This window comes from Paenibacillus sp. MT124 (assembly GCF_058792755.1).
Genome location: NZ_CM179500.1, coordinates 3662076 through 3683012, shown reverse-complemented (window position 1 = coordinate 3683012; position 20937 = coordinate 3662076). Strand labels below are relative to the sequence as shown.

Sequence of the window (20937 nt, the reverse complement as noted above, 5' to 3'; positions counted from 1 at the left end):
GTCCCTCGTATATTACCCGAGGGACTTCCGCCATGTCTGGCCATATCGAAACCCGGAAGCGGAGATGAATGCATGAAACCAGAACATGTACGAAGATCCCGTATCGAACGAATTACGCTCAAAAATCGAATTCTTTTCCTTTTTGCGGCAGTAGCCCTCATTCCTTTCCTTTTATCCTGCTATCTATCCTACCGAACAATCCATTCCATTTTGACGACGAAATTGCAATCCGGTATCCAAAGTAACCTGAAACAGGTGACACTTTCCTTGGAAAACACTCTCAGCAACCTGAACCATGTGTCTCAGCAGCTCGCCTTCGAGGGAAGCATTGGTAAACAGCTGGAGCAGCTCATGCTTGCAGATCAACCGTATGACCGCAGTTATTTGACCGACCAGATCAAAAATCAGCTGAACCTGATTGCGTTTACCAATCCCAATATCGGGTTATCGATGTACTATTTTCGTGAAGACGACACCTATCTCTTTGAAACCATGGGGGTGAAGGACTCATTCGATCCGGAGAAATTGCCGATCATGGCGAGTTATTACGGTATCACGTATTTCGGGCCTCATATCAGTAACGACAGGTTCAACGATCAATATGTTCTTTCCGCGCTGCGAAAGGTGGATCTGCCCGAACGGGAGGATGCCTATGTATACATTGAAACCGGGTTTAATCTGACACAGAGCATTCTTGATCTGGATGATGTCAGTAAAAACACGGCCCACCTCATTTTGGATAATCACGGACGCATCTCTTACAGTGAGTTAAGGCACGCTTTCCCTGAGAACGCAAATTTCCCGGTTTCCGGCGAGCTCTCCGAACCTTCTACAACGTCGGGAATCGCTTCGGGCTATTATTGGTACCAGCAATACAGCAACCAGGGCTGGAGCGTAGTGTCGCTCGTGTCCAAGGCAGATTATGATCAGGAGAAAAACCGCTGGATCATGCAGATGGTTCTGTTAACCGTGTTATTCGCGGCAGTCAGCTTGGCCATCGGCTGGTTGTTGTGGAAAATGGTATATCGGCCGTTGTCCCAATTTCACCGGGAAATGAAGCTGATGCTGAACAGCAACTTTAACGTGGTCGACGCGAACTCGCGCATACCTGAATTTGAAATGCTGCTGACACAATTTGGACGAATGAAGTCCCACATTGCAAGGTTATATTCCGAAGTGGAGTTAAAGGAGAAGCGCAGGGCAGACCTGGAAATTGAAAAGCTGCTCTACCAGATCAATCCGCATTTTCTGATGAATACGCTCGATACTGCGCACTGGCTGGCGGTCATGAATGGACAGGAGGAGATCGACCGGCTGGTTACTTCGCTGAACAAGCTGCTGTATTATAATTTGCGCATGGGCGGACAGAGCTCAACCATACGGGAGGAGATTGATTCGCTCAAGCAGTATCTGATCCTGCAGCAGATTCGCTATAATTTTCAATTCGATGTTGGTATTCATATTGATGACAAGCTGCTTAACGTGCCCGTGCCGAGGTTTATTTTGCAGCCGCTCGTTGAAAATTCGCTGTACCATGGGCTGGATGACAAAGGAAGAATCGAAGTTGAAGTAAGCAGGCACAACGAAAGGCTTGAAATTTCGATCAGAGACAACGGCAGGGGAATCTCCGAAGAAAAGATCAAAGCGCTGCTGGAACAAGAACAGGCCGAGCGTCATCGGGTCGGAATGGGGATTGGCATGAATTATGTCAAGCGTATGCTGGAGTCTTATTATGAAGGCCAAGCCAGTATGAACGTATCCAGCGAACCGGGGCAAGGAACCTGGATCGTCATTGAGCTGCCAATTCACTGTGAAGGAGAGGAAAAATCATGATTGACGTACTCATCGTCGATGACGATCAACTCGTGCGCAAAGGCCTTATGCTCGCAATGCCTTGGGACAGATTTGAAATGAGGATCGTTGGCGAAGCGGGAAACGGAGAGAAGGCGCTTGAATTTCTGTCTGAAAACCACGTCGATCTATTGATTACCGATCTGGCCATGCCGGTCATGTCAGGGATCGAGTTAATCCGTACCGCTCGTAAGCTATACCCGGATCTGCCAATTGCGGTTCTGACCCTTCATCAGGATTTTGAATACATTCAGGAGGCACTCCGTCTGGGCGCCATCGATTACATTGCCAAAGTACAGCTTGAGAAAGAACGGTTCGAGGAAGTGCTTGGGCGCATTCATGATCGTATCAAGGCCGACAGGCGAAAACGGTTCAATGACGAAGCCACGATGGAATCCGGAAAGGATGCGTTATTTTATGGGGAGCAAGGAAAAGAAACTCAATCGTTCGGTGACTCGCGCTGTGAACGTGAACGGTTCGAGTCATCAGTCGTTGAAGCGAGCGATGTGAGCGTTAAGGACAAGTTGCATTCGTTTCGCTGGGTTCATGAAGAGTCTTATATGATTGAACTTTTAGATGATTTGAAAACCATGAGATTGCCTGTTCCCCGATTGATGCAGTTGCTGTACGGTGTAACGGAAGACTGGAACCGGACGTTTAAAAACATCGTCAGCACGGAAATGACGATACCTGTTCATTTTGCATCATGGAACGATGTGGTGGAGTGGATGGCGAACTTTCGTGCAGAAGCACTACGTTTATCGGGTGGACAGTATCTGCGCAAGGAGGTCAGCAGCAGTATCATGACCGCCGTCAAAATCATACATGACGAGTTGCAGAATCCACTATTCGCCAGCGATGTATCGAAGCGGGTCAACCTCAGCCGCAGTTATTTCAATCAATGTTTCAAAGAAATGATGGGTTATTCGTTTAACGAATACCTGCGCAAAATTCGGATCGACAAGGCGAAGGACTATCTGACACAAACAGCCAAACCGATTGTCTGGATCGCGGAACATACGGGCTATGCGGACGAAAAATACTTCAGCCGGATTTTCCGTGAGCAGGTAGGCATGCTGCCAAGCGAGTACCGCAATACACCAAGAAGAGGGTAGACGAATGGAGAGAAGGTAGGATGAATGAATTGTAAGCGTTAACATAAACAGACGTTTCACCTCCTGTTCTTCGTTCGGCTCTCTATCCATAAACGTTTTCCGGCCGTGTTATATTGTTGGTGCTGGACGCGAAGGACATTCCATTAAAGGGGGAGCATCCATTTGGGCAAAAAAATGGTCATGGTGGCAATGATGCTGTTGCTCGCATTCACGAGCGCCTGCAGCGACGCGGGCAACAAGGAGAATGAAACGGCGGAAAGTAATACTACGCCTGGCGTTGTTGAAGAAGGGCCGGCAGATCCATTTGGCAAGTACGATCAGACGATTACACTAAGGTATGGCAAAGAGGTCGATCCAACAGACAAAAGTTTGCCTGCCGGGGATACACCGGAGAACAACCAGTATTCGCGTTATGTGAAGGACAATCTGAATATTGATACCAAAGTCACCTGGCAGGCGGCGACCGGAACGAACTATGAGCAGAAAGTTAACCTCGCGATTTCAAGCAATGATTTACCCGATGCCCTCGTGGTCAAGGATACCCAGCTGCGGGCAATGGTTAAGGCGGGCCAGCTGGAAGACCTGACCGATGCATTTAATCGATATGCTTCACCAGCCATGAAGAGTTATATGGAGAAGACTAACGGTGTGTCTGCCGAGGCGGTAACATTTGATGGGAAAATGTACGCTATCCCTAGTATACAAGTACACTCTGATGGTGTTCACCAAATGTGGATTCGCAAGGACTGGCTCGACAAGCTGGGACTTGAACCGCCCCAAACGATGGAGGAACTGGAGAATGTAGCGAAAGCATTCGTGGAACAAGATCCGGACGGCAACGGCAAGAACGATACGATTGGGATTGCAGGACAGCAGAACGGAGGTCGGTTATATGCCAATTTCCTGGAATCAACGAACAACACGTATGGACTTGATCCAATCTTCGGGGCTTACAAGGCTTATCCTGGTTATTGGTTAAAAGACGATGCAGGCAACCCGGTCTACGGCTCCATTCTGCCAGAAACGAAGGAAGCGCTCGCCAAACTGCGCGACATGTATGCGAGTGGGCTAATCGACAAGGAACTCGGCATTCGCAAAGCCGCGTCCGAGCCCGTGGTCAACGGTAATGCAGGGATCTTCTTCGCACCCTGGTGGATGGGATATGGACCTCTTCCAGATGCGATTAAAAACGATCCAAAGGCCAACTGGCAGGCATACTTGCTGCCGCTGGATACTGATGGACAATTTAATGCTCATATGGGCGCTCCTTCCACCGTATTCGTTGTTGTGCGCAAAGGATATGAGCATCCCGAAGCGGTCATCAAAATGCTGAATCTGCTCATTCGGGATGAATCGAAGTTTGATATCTCTGTGCCTGTAGGTCACTATCCACTGCGTGTACCGATGTCCTATATGGATGAGAGCGAATATTCAGCGAAAGCTTTGCAAGAAGTACTTGCTGGCACGAAAAAACCGGAAGACTTCACCGATCCAGGCTACAAACTGCTTGCTGCAGACATTCAGAACGTCAAAAAGGTGAAGAAAGAGCCGTATGACAATATGGACATCCAGTATTGGGACCCTCAGGCAGACCTTGGTGTATGGAGCCGCATCTATTCACTCTTGGTCGGATCATCGTCCTTGCAGCAGGATTACAACAAGGTATACAGCTTGCTCTATTCCCAAACCCGCACGATGGAAAGCCGCTGGTCGAATCTGAAAAAGCTGGAGGATGAAACCTTCCTGAAGATCATTATGGGAGCTGCACCTCTGGATACGTTCGATACGTTCGTCAGCGACTGGAAAAAGCAAGGCGGGGACAAAATCACCGAGGAAGTGAAGGAGTACGTCAAGTAGAAACTGTCCAGAGCGCCGGGGGTCAGTCATCCGGCGCTTCTTCCTGAGAAGATCAAAGATGGGAGATTGCAGAGGAGGAACACCGGATGCGAAACCGAAGTTTCATCAAACATTATTACATCATGCTGCTGCCCGGAATGGTGTGGCTGCTGTTCATCAGCATCATTCCCATGTTCGGGATTGCCATTGCCTTTCAGGACTTTAACCCGGGCCAGGGCATTTGGAAATCGACCTGGATTGGGCTGGAGAACTTCGAATATATGTTTAGCCTGAACGATACCAAGACCATTTTCTTCAATACCGTGTACATTGCCGTCATGAAAATAGCAGGTAACCTGATTGTGCCGTTAATCTTTGCGATCATGCTGAATGAACTGCGTCTTATGGTGGTTAAGCGCTGGGTTCAAACGATCGTGTACCTTCCACATTTTTTGTCCTGGGTGATCCTGTCAGGCATATTGCTCGATGTGTTTTCGTACACGGGTCCGGTCAACGGATTACTGAACATCGTGGGGATTGAACCGGTGTTGTTCTTCGCCCGTGCAGACTTGTTCCCATTTATTGTCGTCGGCAGCGATGTATGGAAGGAGTTCGGCTTCAACACGATCATCTACTTGGCTGCACTGACGGGCATCAGTCCATCCCTGTACGAAGCGGCTTCGATTGACGGAGCAACCCGGATGCGGAGAATATGGCATGTGACACTGCCTGGCTTGCGAACCACGATTGTACTCTTGGCGGTGTTAAGCCTTGGGAACGTACTGAACGCAGGCTTTGATCAGATTTTCAACCTGTACAACCCGCTGCTCTATTCCACGGGTGACATTATCGATACTTGGGTATACCGCGAAGGGTTGCTGAACATGCAGTACGGACTTGCAACCGCAGTTGGTTTGCTAAAATCGGTGGTCAGTTTCGTACTTATCATTGTCTCGTACCTGCTGGCTTCGAAGTTCGCCAATTACCGCATATTCTGATAAGGAGAAGGAGTCGAGCGAGATGATTAGAGAAACAACGCTGCGATCCAGGGTGTTTGATGTCACGCTTCTGGTTGTGCTGCTCCTGATTGCATTCCTGTGCATACTGCCCCTATGGTATACGCTGGCCGTGTCCTTAAGCGAAAAATCAGCGGCGGCTGCCGGAAAAGTATGGTTATGGCCCGTTGGCTTCAACTTCAATTCATATCAACAAATTATCGGCGACCGTTCCTTTTTTAATTCCTTCTGGATTTCCATTCAGCGGGTTGTGCTTGGTGCAACAATCACGTTTGTTGTGACAACGATGATGGCTTATCCGCTCTCACGAAGCCCGCGAGAATTCCGTATGCGGAATGTATTCATGTGGATTCTTGTGTTCACGCTGCTGTTCAACGGTGGCTTGATTCCCTGGTACATGACCGTGAAGGCGATTGGCCTGTATGATACCATTTGGGCACTTGTTCTTGGCGGGGGAGTGCCGGTATTTAACGTTATACTGATCGTGAACTATTTCCGTAATCTGCCCAAGGAACTGGACGAGGCTGCGCTCGTGGACGGGGCCGGGCCTTGGCGAATGCTGATCACCATTTATGTGCCGCTGGCCGTACCCGTACTGGCTACTGTCACATTGTTCACCATCGTCTACCATTGGAATGAGTTCTTCCATGGATTGGTGCTGACTTCAGGGCAGGATCATTATCCGCTGCAAACATTAATCCAGCAATTCGTTGTGGTCATCGATGCGTCGAACATGACGGAAGATCAATATAAACGGATGAACGAGTTGTCTAATCAAACACTAAATGCCGCAAAAATTTTCATTGCCATGCTTCCTGTACTTATTGTCTATCCGTTCCTACAGCGTTTTTTCATTCACGGTATTACACTGGGTTCGGTGAAGGAGTAGTTGCATAGGCATGGACTAAGAACAAACGAATAGCGTGACTGAATAGGTCTGTAGTCGATTTCGTCGATACGGGCCTATTTTTTATGAAGGCGTTTCAGTTAACACAAGCTGCTCCGAACCCATTTTACTCTTGCATTTAAGCTGTCTCCGGATGATGAATGTTGAGACGCGAAATTAACAACCCGTTTACATGAACATGAAACAAAAGAAATATTTCAGCTTTAACATTTAAGATGACAAACGAGGGAATGAGGACTGAATCATGAAGAACTATCCGATCATCGCCTCCATTACGGTTGATGAACAGATTGCACAGGCTATAGCAAGCGATGTGAAGCGAGTTATTCTGATGACAGGAAACATTACGAATCTTGGCTCCATCATTGACAGGTTGCATCAAAGCGGCAAACAGGCCTATGTACATACGGAGATGGTTTCCGGAATTGGACGAGATGCCTCTGCCATTCAATATCTTGCTGATATGTTTAAAGTCGATGGGATTGTGACAACGAAGAGCAATGCGGTGTCAGCAGCCAGACAAGCCGGCATATTAAGCATTCAACGTATATTTGCCATTGATTCAGCAGCCATTGAGACTGCAGTGCGGATGATTAAGAGCTATAAACCTGATGAGGTTGAACTTATGCCAGGACTTATGCCTCGAGTCATCCAAGAACTGAAAGAACGCATCACACAGCCGTTAATTGTTGGAGGACTAATCCGGCACGAAGAAGAGATACAGCAAGCATTAAAAAGCGGAGCAGATTTCGTTTCAATAGGGCATGAGAAATTCTGGACGTAATTTCATACATTTATCCTTGGGTGGAGACGACGAGAAAACCCGGTGGTAAGTAAATCAGTACAACCTTGATGTTGAAGGAGGGTGATTTGCTGCTGGGTTTTTTGTGTTGTCCAAAAAATACAACAGGAGGTAATTGAGCATGATCATTCAAGCAGTTGCTCATCGAGGCTATCCCAAGAAATATCCTGAAAATACGTTGTCATCCTTTTTAAAAGCGGTGGAACTTGGGTTCACACATCTCGAATTGGATGTACATCTCAGCCAAGATGGTATCCCGGTTGTCATTCATGATCATACGATTGACCGCATGACCAATGGTACGGGCAGGGTAGCTGATTATTCAGCGTCCAAGCTGCAATCTTTCAATATAAAACAAGATGAGCACATACCAACTCTTGAAGAGGTACTGCGAGCTTTGAAGGGGAAAATTGGGCTTAACATCGAGCTTAAGCAGATGGGTGCCTACTATCCTCAGCTGGAGGAGAAGGTACTTGAAGTGATTAAGGAATTCAACATGCTGGATCAGGTCGTCATTACATCATTTGATTTTGATGCCTTGGAGAAAATCAGACAATTATCTAGGGAGGTACGCATCGGTCTGATTACCTTTGGTTGTTCGAAGGCTATTCTTGACTGGTCTGTAGAGATGGGAGCGACCTTCTTGTCTATGCACTACGCTTTTGTAACCGAGCATTATATTCATCGATGTCAAGAGCTGGGGATTCAATTGATGGCCTGGACAATTAACGAGACTTCCATCATGAAGAAATTTCAAGATTACCCGTCTGTGTGGGTCTGTACAGACGAGCTCGAATCCTTCATGGATGTGTTGGAGCTGCCCAGCTCAGTATGAGTGGGCAAGGGTAAGGTTATGGAAAATGTGTATGATTACGATGCGTATTGCTTCGATCTAGATGGGACGATTTATGTTAGCCAGATGATCCTTCCTGGCGTAAACAGCTTCATAAGCAGCTTGAGATCACAAGGCAAGCGTCTGTTGTTCTTAACGAATACTCCCGTACATACCAGGGAGGATTGCTACAAGAGGCTGCTGAGTCTGGGTGTATCATGCGAGCTTGACGAAATTCTGACAGCGGGATACGTGTCAGGGATGTATTTTGCAGAGTGTGCGCCTGATGCCAGGGTACTGGTTGTAGGTGAGGAGGCTTTGCGGAGTGAACTTCGAGCGATCGGGATCACTATGACGGAAGATCCAACTCAATCAACGCATGTATTAGTCGGAATGGATCGGCAGTTTCATTACGATAAGCTTCATCTAGCGGCAAAAGCAGTTCGTCATGGAGCAGTTCTCATGGCAACGAATCCGGACAGCTGCTGTCCCGTTCAGGGAGATATCATTCCGGATACCGGCTCGATTCTAAGCTCGATTGAGGCAGCCAGCCAGCAGAAAGCATCCGTCGTGATGGGTAAACCTTCACCTTATTATGCAGAGAAGGCATTCCAGCTGTTGAATGTGAACAGCAGCAGTTGTCTCATGATAGGCGATCGGTTGGAAACAGACATTTTATTTGGCCAACAGAATGGAATGAAAACGGCTCTCGTGCTTACAGGTATCTCCTCAAGAGAGGATATCCAGGAAACAGGGATCATTCCGGACTATATATGGTCTTCTTTTAACGAATGCATCATGGAAAAGGTTACCAATCCAAGCACTCATTGGTATTGAAGGTAAAGAGGACGTAAATAGCAATAAGTTTCGAAAAATGATGGAGGTGGAATTCATGCGTTTAGCGTTACTTGGTGATTATCACTATTCAAGCATGAGTCACGGAACGGAAGAGATGAAAGCTGCAAGAATTCGTGCTTATGAACATATGCTCCAGGCTTTTTTGGAGGTTGAGGCGGACTTTCATGTCTCTATTGGCGATTTGACGCATGAAGGAACAGCTCAGGAATTCCGATCGATTTTCTCCTTCCTTTCCAGGAGTGAACGGAACTTCATTCATGTGCTTGGCAATCATGACACGTATTCGATACCAAAGCATGAAATCTCCAAATTAACAGGTCAAGATCGCTATCGGGCAATTGACACGCCTCATGCCAGGCTGATATTTCTGGATACAACCCAGGAGATGAATCCTGCAGATTGGGGAGGGGAGCTTGACGAAGAGCAGCTGACATGGCTCAAAGAAGAGCTTAACAATTCACATGATAAGCAAGTACTTCTCTTTGGGCACCATCCGGTATTTGATACCACTGCACGCTCGACGCTTGATAAGCTGTACATTCGTCCACAGGATGAACTGAAGAGCATATTCAATAGTCGACGAGAAGGCGGCATCTATTTTTGCGGACATAATCACATCAACTCCATTGTGAAGCAGGGGAAGTGGCACTATGTTCAGACCGCAGCTTGCCTGGACGTGCCGGCATACCGTGTGATCGAAGTCCATGAGGGCCAGGTAGAGATAACTCACCATCCGATACAGGGTGCGGGCCTCCTCGCTGATATTCAGAGCTTTTGCTGTGATATGCCAGGCTCCGGTCCTGTCGCTGGTGCATTAGGAGAAAAAAGAGACCTTATTTTATCCGTTCAATACACATCGGCTGCTCAATAAATGAAAGAGGAGGGAAGCTCATGGCACAAATTGTGCTGAAGCAGATTGAAAAAAGCTTCAAGCAGGATAAAGTCATTGAGGGTCTGGATCTGACTATTGAGGATGGTTCCTTTACGGTATTGGTTGGCCCCTCTGGCTGTGGAAAATCGACGACACTCCGCATGATCGCAGGGCTCGAGAAAGAAACGGGCGGAGAAATTTGGATCGGAGATCAATGTGTCAATGGCGTAGAACCAGGCAAGCGCAATGTGGCTATGGTATTTCAGAACTATGCATTATATCCGATGATGACTGTCAAGGAGAACATCGAATTCGGACTCGTAAATCGCAAGGTCCCCCGGCCCGAACGCGAGCGCCTCGTTAAGGAAATCACGGAGGTTGTCGGTCTGGCAGAGTATCTGCACAAGAAGCCACAAGCTCTGTCTGGAGGTCAGCGCCAGCGGGTTGCCCTGGCTCGGGCCATGGTGAAGAGTCCTGCAGTCTTCCTGATGGACGAGCCATTGTCGAATCTCGATGCCAAGCTTCGTCATCAAATGCGAACGGAGTTAATTCAGCTTCACAAACGGCTGGGCGCAACCTTTGTCTTTGTGACACATGATCAGGTTGAGGCAATGTCGATGGGAGATCGTATCGTCATCATGAACAAAGGAATGATTCAACAAGCAGATGGCCCGATGAAAATCTACGACGATCCCGATAATGTGTTCACAGCTCAGTTTATCGGTACACCGCCGATGAATGTCATTGATCGTGAACGTATCCTGCCATACTTGAATGGGCAGCTGCATGACAACATTGGGCAGGTTGGTTTCAGACCGGAGAAAGCAACGATGACGCTTGAGAACCGGCCGCAGTCCGGACTTGTTCATTTCCCGGGCCGGATCATGACACGTGAGACACTAGGTGCAGAAATCATCTATCAACTGGAATCCGCGCTTGGACTTGTGTCTGTGAAGAGTTTTTTGAAGCCATTGGAGACAGCTTCCGAGGTGAACATCACGATCTCCATGCAGGACCTGTACTACTTTGATCGGGACGGAGTCCGTGATCGTCAGCATGAGAGATCCGAAGAGAGAGAGCTCATTGTCCTGGGAGGGAAATATTCATGACCGTTTGGTCCAAATTCCGTCCCTATGTCATGGTTGCTCCCTCTATCGTGATATTTTCGATCTTTTTCATATATCCGATCTTCTATATGATCTTCCTGAGTTTTTATAACTGGGACTTCATTAATCCGGTCAAGGAGTTTGTAGGCTTCAACAACTTTGTCGAGTTATTTAAGGATCGTGCCTTTCTTCAGGTCCTGAGCAATTCCTTGAACTATACGCTTCTTTCCGTATCCTTATCCATTGTAATTTCACTGCTGCTAGCCATATGGCTGAATCGGGAAGGCGCATGGTATGGGTTTGTACAGGGGGCATTATTCAGTCCACATATTGTTTCTCTTGTATCTGTATCCCTGGTGTGGATGTGGCTGATGGATCCCAAGTTCGGTTTGCTTAACGGTTTGCTGGACATGGTGGGCTTGCCCAAGCTGGAGTGGCTCAGCAGCCCAGACAGTTCATTACTGTCACTTGTCCTTGTTTCGGTCTGGAAGGGCGTGGGTTATAACGCGCTTATCTTCATCGCTGGACTTCAAAGTATTCCCAAGGATGTGTATGAAGCTTCAGCTCTGGACGAGGCCAATTGGTGGCGGAAGTTCTACAAGATTACGCTGCCGATGCTATCACCGACCCTTTTCTTCTTAATTATCATTAATCTGATCAGTTCGTTCCAGGTATTTGAAACCATAGCCATCATGACTAACGGAGGTCCGATCAATTCAACGAACACACTCGTCTTTTACATTTATGAGTACGGATTCCGCTACTTCAAGATCGGTTACGCTTCGGCTGCGGGAGTTATCCTGCTTGTTGTCGTTGGTTTGCTTACATTAGTCTACTTCAAGCTGCTAAGCCGCAAGGTTCACTACCAATAGAAAGGAGAAGGGAAATATCATGGCAAGTAAGTCAATTCTGCGTACTCTGAACGTCACGGCCACAATCGTACTGGTTGCGATTTTTGCTATCCCTTTTCTATGGATGATCTCAACATCATTGAAGTCGTATCCGGAGACCGTGATCTTTCCACCCCAATGGATTCCCTCTAAGGTGATGTGGAGCAATTTCCAGGCGGCATGGGAATCGGGACCTTTCTTGAAATATCTAATGAACAGTGTTGTCGTATCCATCAGTATCCTTCTTCTTCAATTTACGACCATTATATTGGCAGCCTATGCGTTTGCCAGATACTCCTTCAAAGGAGACAAGCTGTTATTTGGAATTACGATGGTCACTTTAATGATTCCGGGTCAGCTCATCTTTTTGCCCGTGTATTTGTTACTCAGCAAGTGGGGACTCATTAACAATTTGCTGGCACTTATTCTGCCCTTCGCTTCCAGCGCCTTTGGGATCTTCATGCTCAGGCAGTCATTCAAGCAGGTACAGGAAGAACTTATTGAAGCTGCACGGCTTGACCAGACGCCTGAATGGAAGATCATCCTTAGGATTATGGTGCCGATGGCCCGTCCGACGCTCGTAACCTTTGCATTATTTAGTTTCATAGCACACTGGAACGATTATTTCTGGCCCCTTGTGATGACGACCTCCGATGCTGCCAGAACGCTTCCGATTGGGATTTCCAAGCTTCGCGAGGTGGACGGAGGGGCGGCATGGCACATTTTGATGGCTGGAAACATGATTTTGGTCGTTCCAATTCTGATTGTTTTCTTATTCGGACAACGGCAAATTATTAAAGCATTCGTATATTCTGGTGTGAAATAATTCAATTCTTAATTTATAGGAGGGTTTATTCATGAAAAAATTTGGTTCGCTTTTGTTGGCAGGAACGCTTGCACTTGCTTTAGCTGGTTGTGGTGACTCCAATTCCGCAGGTTCAACCGATAATGCTGCTGCTTCTGGGAGTTCGAATGGCACGGCGAATAAACCGGTAGAGATTACATATTGGTACTCATGGGGGGACAAGATTGCCGAGAACAATGAGAACCTGGTGAAAATGTTTAATGAATCGCAGGATGAAGTGATTGTGAAGGCCGAATATCAGGGATCGTATGCAGATCAGCATTCCAAGGCACAGGCGGCTTTTGCAGCGGGCAATGCTCCCGAAGTGTGGCAAAATGAAATTGCTTCGGTCGGTGTATTTGCCGAATCCGGCATGACGCAGGAGTTGACTTCTTTTGTAGAGAAGGATCAGCTTGATATGGATGATTTCATACCAGGTCTGATGGGAAATTCATATGTGAACGACAAACTGTATGCTCTTCCGTACTTACGCAGTACACCTATTCTGTACTTAAACCGTACGATGCTGGAGGAGGCAGGACTTGATCCAGCTGGACCGCAGAATTGGGCCGAATTTGAAGATTATGCACGCAAGCTAACGATCAAGGATCAGCGCTACGGCATTTCGATGCCTGTGGATATTTGGTTCTATGAAGCTTTCGTAAGACAGAGCGGAGGAACGATGATTAGTGAGGATGGGAAAAGTGCTGCATTCAATAATGAAACAGGAATTGAACCTGTGAAGTTGTGGCTGAAGATGAAGGATGAAGGCATCATGAGCATCGGTACAACCGACGATGCAGGTACGCAAGCCAAGACGGATTTCCACAATCAGCGTTCAGCGATGCTATTCGCTTCAACTGCAGACTTGACCAATAATATGAAGGTTGCAGAAGAGCAGGGCTTTGAACTTGGAACGACATTTATGCCTGCGAATGATACGTTTGGTGTGCCAACGGGTGGTGCCAATCTGGTGATGACCTCTGGCCTGTCCCCCGAAAAGCAGGAAGCGGCGTGGAAGTTTATAAAGTGGATGACCTCCAAAGAGCAAACGATCTATGCGAGTTCCTTTACGGGATATTTACCTAGCCGAATCAGCGCGGTGGAAAGTGATGAAATGAAGAAGCTCTATGAAGAAAAGCCGCTGTTCAAAGTAGCGGTAGACCAACTGGAATATGCAGGTCCTCGTCCGATGCAGAAGGTTTATCCTGAAATTGGTGAGATGATTAAGGATGAGATTCTTCGTGCGGTTGTTGATTCGTCCGTTACGGCAGAGGCAGCTATAGCCGAAGCAGCGAAGAAGGCAGATGCCTTGTTGAGTAAGTAGAACAATGATGATAGCGCAAAGGGGTTAGACGGTAATTTCCGCTAGCCCCTTTGTTTTGTCCCTGGACATGGGAGATATCTGCTAGGCACTTCGTGCCGAGGGATAAAACACAGCCCACTGCAGGTGGAGCGCATTTACTAGCTGCGTTAATTTAGCGATTTGATCGCTAGTTTAGGTCCTTATTGTCTCCGTGGGAATTGCAGTGAGCTTAGTGTCACTATACATCTTACAGGTGTAGTGCCTTCTTTTGGACTTGTTCACACTCCGTTCATACTGCCGTCACGAAGCGGACATCTTGCTTGATTACACTTGGAATATGTCGTCGCCATAGCGGCGCTTCACAAGCAGAGACAGGAGAAGATGAACGTGGCAAAAACGGTGGAAATGCAAACAACGGGAATGAAGAGACGTAAGAAACGAAACTTATGGTTGAAAATAATTGGAGGAATTGTTGGGGTCATTGTACTGTTCATGGGCGTCGTATTCGTCGTTAATGCTATAAGTAACGGAGTCGAGAAAAAGAAAATCGAACCCTATGGCCAGTATGTCCATGTAGATGGGAAAAAGATGAATGTATACATTCAGGGAGACGGCGAACAGACCATCGTCCTTCTTCCGGGGCAGGGTACTCCGGCGCCTGTACTTGATTTCAAATTATTGATTGATGAATTGTCTCCCGATTATAGAGTTGTAGCCATTGAGCCTTTCGGTTATGGGTTGAGTGACGAAACGGAGAAGGAGAGAACAACGGAGAATATCATCAGCGAATATCACGAAGCTGTACAGCAGCTTGGTATTGACCGTTACATTCTGATGGGGCATTCAATCACAGGACTTTATGGAGTATCCTATGTGAGCACGTATCCGGATGAAGTTCTTGCTTTTGTCGGCATTGACAGCAGTGTTCCCAATCAACCCGGCATGGATGTCCAATTGCCGCTGGGATTGATGCAGTTTCTTCAGGATTCAGGTCTGATGCGATTGCTAAAAGCAGTGAGCGCCGATCCATATCAGTCCCTTGCTTTCGATGAACATACCAAAGAACAGATGAACTTGATTTCGAATCAGGTCGCGACCAATCCAACGATGGTGGATGAGTTAAGGCATCTCGGTTCCAATTTCAAAAATGGAGAACATCTTAGCTATCCTCGTGATCTGCCAGTACTTCTCTTTGTTCAATCAAATAATGAGCAAAATCAGCAGTGGATTCCGCTGCATGAGGAGCAAGCCAAACAATCTGCACAGGGTAAAATGATCCCAATGGAGGGGGCACATTACCTGCATCATACGAAATTCAAAGAAATTGCCCAGGAATTCAAGGAATACATGAAGGAAATAAAGTAGTATGGTAAATTTTAAACTGCGGTACCGGATTCGGTGCCGTGGTTTGTTTTTTGTTTTGCGTTTGCAGATACCCATGGCTAATGAGGAACTGTATTACAGTCGAAAAAACGAATGAATAATCTATAAAATATCTCTATAGTTCGTAATTAACTGTGAACAAATCGGTTAATTCGTTGACAATGCGTGTTACTTTTATTAAAATACGAAATGGACATCAGGTTATAACAGGTATGAGGATCACTTTTTGGGTCTCTAAGCTTAGCTGTTCAATCCTAATGACGAATATAGGAGCGGAATTATTACAATCCTATACGAAGATTAGGATTTTTTTGTTTTTATCTAATCCAGAAATAATTTGAAAGTTGGAGGCTGGCTTTACCATGAACAATTGGTTCAAACTGAAGGAAAGAGGCACGAGTGTTTCAACAGAAATCATCGCAGGGATCACGACATTCTTCACGATGGTATACATAGTGATCGTAAACCCGGGAATCCTCAGCAGCACGGGAATGGAGTTTAACGGTGTATTTATTGCGACAGTGCTGGCGAGTATTGTGGCAACGCTGATTATGGGGATATGGTCCAACTATCCGATTGTTATCGCGCCGGGTATGGGTCTAAATGCATTCTTTGCCTATAGTGTAGTTGCGGGATATGGTGTGTCTTGGCAGGTTGCACTGGGCGCGGTATTTATCGCAGGGCTTTTGTTTATTGTTTTATCACTTACTTCCTTCCGCTACATGCTGCTCGATGCCATTCCCGCGAGTCTCAAGCACGCGATTACAGCAGGGATCGGACTGTTTATTACGACGGTAGGCTTGCAAAATGCGGGAATTATTGCCGATTCGGAATCGAATTTGATCACCATCGGGAACTTGGCAGAGCCAATGACCTATCTGACGATAATTGGGTTGATTATTACGGTTGTGTTGATGGCTTACAATGTAAAAGGTTATCTGTTCATCGGAATGGTGGTTACCGCGATTCTTGCCTGGATAATGGGACTATTTCAAATGCCGGAATCGATCGTATCTATGCCAGAAGGGCTTACAGCAACGGCTTTCCAACTGGATCTGGCAGGTGTATTCTCCAATGGTTTGTATACGATCATCTTCACCTTCCTGTTAATCACGCTGTTTGATACAACGGGAACGATGCTGGGTGTTGCTGAACAAGCAGGACTCCTGAAGGACGGGAAATTCCCTCGCTCACGCGGTGCGCTCTTGGCTGATGCGGTAGGAACAACCACTGGTGCCTTGCTCGGAACCAGCCCAACATCGGCTTATATCGAGTCCAGCACAGGGGTAGCTGCAGGAGGAAGAACGGGATTAACTGCAGTAACGGTCAGTGTACTGCTTGCGCTTACGCTATTCTTTACACCAATCGTAAGTGTGATATCCGGTATTCCGGCGATTACTTCTCCGGCACTAATTATTGTAGGGTACTTCATGATCAGTGTTATCAGCAAAATCAACTGGAAGGATCTCGAAGAAACATTTCCTGCTTTCCTGATTATCATCCTTACTCCACTAACGCACAGTATTGCGACAGGTATTGGCGTAGGATTCATCTTCTATCCGGTTCTGAAGCTGCTTCGTGGTAAAGGCAAGGATGTTCATCCGGTATTCTACGTGTTTGCGGTATTGTTCTTCATCCAGCTTGTATTTCTGGATCACTAAAAAACGATTTAAAATAGAAGGAGAGCGGCCTGTATTATACTGGCAGCTCTCCTTCTTGGTTTATTTTGTATGGATATCAAGCACAATCTTACACGATTGAAAGATTCATGAAAGCTTGATAGATAGGAGCTTTTTTCCACTGTCGGTATACTTGAACCATAAAGGGCTGCTCAGTGCAGCCAATCATTATGGGAGGAGTTACAGATGGATTTCATTCAAGTGGTACAGAAACTATTACCTGTCGTGGGTGTTGCATTAATAGTCGGCCTCATAGCCTTGGGAATCGTGTTAATAACGTATATGTTGTATAGAAAAAGAGGTGGAAAACGCATCATAAAATTATGGCAGTTTATAGCCTCATTTTCGTTGATGGGCTGGCTGATCATGGTCATGATGTTAACAACATTTAGCAGAGGGGCTAATTTTGACGGATGGGTAAACCTGGAGTTGTTCAGCGGCTATGTAAGTGCATGGAATCAATGGTCCCTGAGCGAATTCCAGCTTATTATTTTCAATATGTTGATGTTCGCACCGCTAGGCTTCCTGCTTCCGCTTCTGGGAATGAAGACACGTGGCTTCAAGTCGATATTAATCATATCGCTGATGATTACAATAGGTATAGAAACATTTCAGATGGTGACAGGCAGAGGGATTTTTGAACTGGATGACATATTGCACAATACGCTCGGCAGTTTAGCCGGATATGGGTTGATGAGTGCAATCCTTGATATCAGGCAAAAAAAGAGAATATCCTTCAAAGCTATGTTTCGTGCGTTATGTATTCCTTTGACCTTTGTACTGTTATTTACAGGGGCACTCATCATGTATTCCAGTCAAGAGCTCGGGAACCTTGCCATTCGTCCAGCCACATCGCAGAAAATGAATCAGGTCCATGTGACACTAGACACGAAGCTGCCGGACCACGCTGAACCTGTTGCACTATATCGAAGCTTTGAGATTCATAACATGGAGTATGCCAAGCAGATGGTTTCATTACTGAGTGATCATTTTCAACTGCAGCAGAGAGGTCACATCTCCATTGACGGATTCAACCGGATCTGGAATCTATATGACAGCGGAGGGACCGATTACACCTTTAATTACAGCATGAATAGCGGTAATTGGTCGTTGGCACCTGATCAGTATGCGACGATCTCAATGCAGCCGGAGGTTCTGACAGAAAAAGGAACTGTCTATGGTGAGTGGCTAAGTCAGCATGGATTACTGCCTCAAAAAGCTAAATTCAGTACACAAAATAAAGATACCGTTCGATGGGATTTGCATATGACCAACTCCGATATGTTAACAGAACAGCGAGACTTTGATAACGGAATGATCATCATTGTACCTGCGGCAGAAGGTATTATTCCCCAGGATTTGTTCTATGCCATGAATAAAAATAAATATATTCGTACCGTTGATGTGAGCAGTCCGGCGCAAGCGTATGAAGAAGTTCTCAGAGGGAATTTCTACATGTATAATGATCTGCAAAAAGGCGACAATTTGATTGTAAAGAGTTATGAGCTGACCTACACTTACGATTCAAAAGGTTATTACCAGCCAGTATACCAATTCAAGGGGACTCTCAACGGGGAAGAGTGGAGCACACAGATCCCTGCCTTGAAGAATTGACTACTAAAGTAAAATAAAGAATTGACCAAGATGAAGACTCATGACATGAACTAGATACGTGAATAACAAAAAAATGGGATGAGATGCAAGGTTGTACAAAAGCGAGCATACGGCTCGCTTTTTCTAATTGTATTTCTGCACACGAGAAAAGTTTACCCGCTCCAAATCTTTTAGTTTGTTATAACAGTCTTGCCGCGTTCAGATTATGTTTCACTGTGCCCAAAACGTTTCTCTAGACCCACACATTCTCGCGATGATACTATCAAAAACGTGCTAGAAGACTGGGGAATGCAGGAGGATTTATTCGTGGATCAACTGAAATACGACAATTTAAAAATGGGTGAACGAGGAGCCTTTATTAGCATTATTGCTTATATATGCCTGACCGCATTAAAACTGGTTATCGGTTCCATCGCAGGCTCAGAAGCGCTCAAAGCAGATGGGTTAAATAACGCAACCGATATTGTGGCCTCGATCGCCGTCCTTATCGGACTCAGGCTTGCTCAACGTCCAGCAGACAAAGATCATACATATGGTCACTGGAAAGCGGAGACTGTTGCTTCGTTAGTTGCCTCGTTCATCATGATGGCTGTTGGTTTACAAGTTTTATTTGAAGCCATTGGTTCCGTCTTTCAAGGGGAAAATGAATCGCCTGATCTGATTGCCGCATATACAGGCATTTTCTGTGCAGGTGTGATGTACTTGGTCTATCGCTACAATAAACGCCTTGCTACCAAAATCAAGAGCCAGGCGGTCATGGCTGCAGCTCGTGATAATATATCCGATGCTTGGGTAAGTGCCGGTACCGTCATAGGAATTGTAGGCTCGCAGTTTGGCCTGCCTTGGCTTGACCCGGTAACAGCAGTCATCGTCGGTTTCCTCATTTGTAAAACAGCATGGGATATTTTCAAAGAGGCTACTCACCATCTAACAGACGGCTTTGATGTGGAGCTTATTCGGGAGTACAGAAAAACCATTGCTACGATTGATGGGGTAGAGACAGTGAAAGATGTAAGAGCGAGAAGCTACGGAAATAATGCGGTTGTAGACGTCGTTATTACGGTTCGTTCTGACCTGGACCTACAGCAAGCACACGATATATGCACCGATGTTGAAGACGAATTGCTCCGAGAACACGACGTGTATACTGTACATGTACATGTAGAACCAGAGATGTGGGAAGAATCTGTGTAAACGATATAGAAGTTGTAAACCAGTGAACGTTGATTCGTCCATTGGTTTTTTATTTTTTCATACATATTTAGGAAAGACAAAAGTATCAACTTTGCTCATTAGAATGCACAATTGAAGGCTATTGCCTATATATTGTTGTAGAAAAGGAGCTGACGGATCATGATGAATTATGTTCCAACGTACTATTATCCTGTCTATCGAAAATCAGATCATTTGAGCTGGACGCCAGCCAGTGTCGATCTAAACAGGAAGCTCAGATCACTATGGGAACAGCATGTGTTCTGGACGAGATTAACCGTAAACAGTATCGTCGATGGTCTTGAGGATATCCAGCCAACAACCGCGAGACTTTTACGCAATCCAAGTGATTTCGCCATGGTGCTTGAACCGTTGTACGGGACGGCTATCGCCAAGCAATTTGAAACATTGTTCAGAGAACATTTAACCATTGCTGCCGAACTTGTTAGTAACTTGAAGTCTGGTAACACAGCAGCTGCAGAAGATGCTCAGAAACGGTGGTATGCGAATGCAGATGCAATTGCAGCCTTTCTGGCCCAAATTAATCCATACTGGTCTCAAATCGAATGGCAGCGTATGATGCATGAACATTTACGTCTCCTCACGGAAGAGGTGGCAACGCGGATAGCGAAAGATTACGTAAGAAATGTTGCAATAAGTGATCCCATTCAACAACAGGCGTTAGAGATGGCGGATATGATGACAATGGGAATTGTACAACAATTCCCGACGGTGTTTCAGTATTAATCGAAAAGCATGAGAGCCTCCAATTCAATTTTCTGGATAATTAAATATGAGTGCTTGAACAATAAGTC

The 20937-nt window shown here is 46.2% G+C and carries 18 protein-coding genes; all 18 read left to right on the top strand.

What is annotated here, in order from left to right; translation table 11 throughout:
- The first annotated feature begins 72 nt into the window (after positions 1 to 72).
- The 18 genes from AC3RCI_RS16665 to AC3RCI_RS16580 all read left to right on the top strand — a co-directional run bounded on the left by AC3RCI_RS16665 (position 73) and on the right by AC3RCI_RS16580 (position 20869).
- Complete coding sequence (locus AC3RCI_RS16665; protein ID WP_492525594.1) at positions 73 to 1833, top strand: sensor histidine kinase; 1761 nt, start codon at positions 73 to 75, stop codon at positions 1831 to 1833.
- Complete coding sequence (locus tag AC3RCI_RS16660; RefSeq protein ID WP_492525592.1) at positions 1830 to 2966, top strand: response regulator transcription factor; 1137 nt, start codon at positions 1830 to 1832, stop codon at positions 2964 to 2966. Before AC3RCI_RS16665 ends, AC3RCI_RS16660 begins: the two co-directional genes overlap by 4 nt.
- Positions 2967 to 3140: 174 nt before the next feature.
- Entirely contained in the window at positions 3141 to 4823 is a 1683-nt protein-coding gene (locus tag AC3RCI_RS16655) for an extracellular solute-binding protein (protein WP_492529929.1), read from the top strand.
- 86 nt (positions 4824 to 4909) lie between these two features.
- Positions 4910 to 5800 carry an ABC transporter permease gene (locus AC3RCI_RS16650; protein WP_492525590.1) on the top strand — a complete coding sequence of 297 codons (891 nt, stop codon included), beginning with the start codon at positions 4910 to 4912 and terminating at the stop codon, positions 5798 to 5800.
- Positions 5801 to 5822: 22 nt separating this feature from the next.
- Positions 5823 to 6707 (top strand): carbohydrate ABC transporter permease, encoded by an 885-nt coding sequence (locus AC3RCI_RS16645; protein ID WP_095286647.1) that lies wholly within the window; start codon positions 5823 to 5825, stop codon positions 6705 to 6707.
- A 262-nt stretch (positions 6708 to 6969) separates the two neighbouring features.
- A complete protein-coding gene (locus AC3RCI_RS16640) occupies positions 6970 to 7509 on the top strand; it encodes a glycerol-3-phosphate responsive antiterminator (protein WP_492525588.1) in 540 nt (179 codons plus the stop codon).
- A gap of 139 nt (positions 7510 to 7648) precedes the next feature.
- Positions 7649 to 8362, top strand: coding sequence for a glycerophosphodiester phosphodiesterase (locus AC3RCI_RS16635; protein WP_492525586.1), 714 nt, complete (start codon positions 7649 to 7651; stop codon positions 8360 to 8362).
- Between the two features lie 18 nt (positions 8363 to 8380).
- Positions 8381 to 9196 carry an HAD-IIA family hydrolase gene (locus AC3RCI_RS16630; protein ID WP_492525584.1) on the top strand — a complete coding sequence of 272 codons (816 nt, stop codon included), beginning with the start codon at positions 8381 to 8383 and terminating at the stop codon, positions 9194 to 9196.
- A gap of 55 nt (positions 9197 to 9251) precedes the next feature.
- Positions 9252 to 10088 carry a metallophosphoesterase family protein gene (locus AC3RCI_RS16625; protein ID WP_492525582.1) on the top strand — a complete coding sequence of 279 codons (837 nt, stop codon included), beginning with the start codon at positions 9252 to 9254 and terminating at the stop codon, positions 10086 to 10088.
- A gap of 20 nt (positions 10089 to 10108) precedes the next feature.
- On the top strand, positions 10109 to 11197 hold the full coding sequence (locus AC3RCI_RS16620; RefSeq protein WP_154893989.1) for an ABC transporter ATP-binding protein: 1089 nt from the start codon (positions 10109 to 10111) through the stop codon (positions 11195 to 11197).
- A complete protein-coding gene (locus tag AC3RCI_RS16615) occupies positions 11194 to 12066 on the top strand; it encodes a carbohydrate ABC transporter permease (protein ID WP_154893990.1) in 873 nt (290 codons plus the stop codon). Before AC3RCI_RS16620 ends, AC3RCI_RS16615 begins: the two co-directional genes overlap by 4 nt.
- Before the next feature lie 19 nt (positions 12067 to 12085).
- Positions 12086 to 12910 (top strand): ABC transporter permease subunit, encoded by an 825-nt coding sequence (locus tag AC3RCI_RS16610; protein WP_183519334.1) that lies wholly within the window; start codon positions 12086 to 12088, stop codon positions 12908 to 12910.
- 31 nt (positions 12911 to 12941) lie between these two features.
- Entirely contained in the window at positions 12942 to 14255 is a 1314-nt protein-coding gene (locus AC3RCI_RS16605) for an ABC transporter substrate-binding protein (RefSeq protein WP_336781801.1), read from the top strand.
- A 360-nt stretch (positions 14256 to 14615) separates the two neighbouring features.
- Positions 14616 to 15599 carry an alpha/beta fold hydrolase gene (locus tag AC3RCI_RS16600; protein ID WP_419720026.1) on the top strand — a complete coding sequence of 328 codons (984 nt, stop codon included), beginning with the start codon at positions 14616 to 14618 and terminating at the stop codon, positions 15597 to 15599.
- A 380-nt stretch (positions 15600 to 15979) separates the two neighbouring features.
- A complete protein-coding gene (locus tag AC3RCI_RS16595; protein WP_095286656.1) occupies positions 15980 to 17278 on the top strand; it encodes an NCS2 family permease in 1299 nt (432 codons plus the stop codon).
- 204 nt (positions 17279 to 17482) lie between these two features.
- Positions 17483 to 18910 (top strand): VanZ family protein, encoded by a 1428-nt coding sequence (locus AC3RCI_RS16590; RefSeq protein WP_492525580.1) that lies wholly within the window; start codon positions 17483 to 17485, stop codon positions 18908 to 18910.
- A gap of 306 nt (positions 18911 to 19216) precedes the next feature.
- The gene (locus tag AC3RCI_RS16585) at positions 19217 to 20104 is read left to right on the top strand and encodes a cation diffusion facilitator family transporter (protein WP_492525578.1); all 888 of its coding nucleotides are present in this window, start codon (positions 19217 to 19219) and stop codon (positions 20102 to 20104) included.
- Positions 20105 to 20263: 159 nt separating this feature from the next.
- Positions 20264 to 20869 (top strand): acetylglutamate kinase, encoded by a 606-nt coding sequence (locus AC3RCI_RS16580; RefSeq protein WP_492525576.1) that lies wholly within the window; start codon positions 20264 to 20266, stop codon positions 20867 to 20869.
- The last annotated feature ends 68 nt before the right edge of the window (positions 20870 to 20937 follow it).

Coding starts and splice junctions, on each gene's coding strand:
- AC3RCI_RS16615 (WP_154893990.1), top strand. CDS start 11,194: ATGACCGTTTGGTCCAAATTCCGTCCCTATGTCATGGTTGCTCCCTCT.
- AC3RCI_RS16645 (WP_095286647.1), top strand. CDS start 5,823: ATGATTAGAGAAACAACGCTGCGATCCAGGGTGTTTGATGTCACGCTT.
- AC3RCI_RS16600 (WP_419720026.1), top strand. CDS start 14,616: ATGAACGTGGCAAAAACGGTGGAAATGCAAACAACGGGAATGAAGAGA.
- AC3RCI_RS16590 (WP_492525580.1), top strand. CDS start 17,483: ATGGATTTCATTCAAGTGGTACAGAAACTATTACCTGTCGTGGGTGTT.
- AC3RCI_RS16655 (WP_492529929.1), top strand. CDS start 3,141: ATGGTCATGGTGGCAATGATGCTGTTGCTCGCATTCACGAGCGCCTGC.
- AC3RCI_RS16635 (WP_492525586.1), top strand. CDS start 7,649: ATGATCATTCAAGCAGTTGCTCATCGAGGCTATCCCAAGAAATATCCT.
- AC3RCI_RS16605 (WP_336781801.1), top strand. CDS start 12,942: ATGAAAAAATTTGGTTCGCTTTTGTTGGCAGGAACGCTTGCACTTGCT.
- AC3RCI_RS16610 (WP_183519334.1), top strand. CDS start 12,086: ATGGCAAGTAAGTCAATTCTGCGTACTCTGAACGTCACGGCCACAATC.
- AC3RCI_RS16580 (WP_492525576.1), top strand. CDS start 20,264: ATGATGAATTATGTTCCAACGTACTATTATCCTGTCTATCGAAAATCA.
- AC3RCI_RS16620 (WP_154893989.1), top strand. CDS start 10,109: ATGGCACAAATTGTGCTGAAGCAGATTGAAAAAAGCTTCAAGCAGGAT.
- AC3RCI_RS16640 (WP_492525588.1), top strand. CDS start 6,970: ATGAAGAACTATCCGATCATCGCCTCCATTACGGTTGATGAACAGATT.
- AC3RCI_RS16595 (WP_095286656.1), top strand. CDS start 15,980: ATGAACAATTGGTTCAAACTGAAGGAAAGAGGCACGAGTGTTTCAACA.
- AC3RCI_RS16630 (WP_492525584.1), top strand. CDS start 8,381: ATGGAAAATGTGTATGATTACGATGCGTATTGCTTCGATCTAGATGGG.
- AC3RCI_RS16660 (WP_492525592.1), top strand. CDS start 1,830: ATGATTGACGTACTCATCGTCGATGACGATCAACTCGTGCGCAAAGGC.
- AC3RCI_RS16665 (WP_492525594.1), top strand. CDS start 73: ATGAAACCAGAACATGTACGAAGATCCCGTATCGAACGAATTACGCTC.
- AC3RCI_RS16625 (WP_492525582.1), top strand. CDS start 9,252: ATGCGTTTAGCGTTACTTGGTGATTATCACTATTCAAGCATGAGTCAC.
- AC3RCI_RS16650 (WP_492525590.1), top strand. CDS start 4,910: ATGCGAAACCGAAGTTTCATCAAACATTATTACATCATGCTGCTGCCC.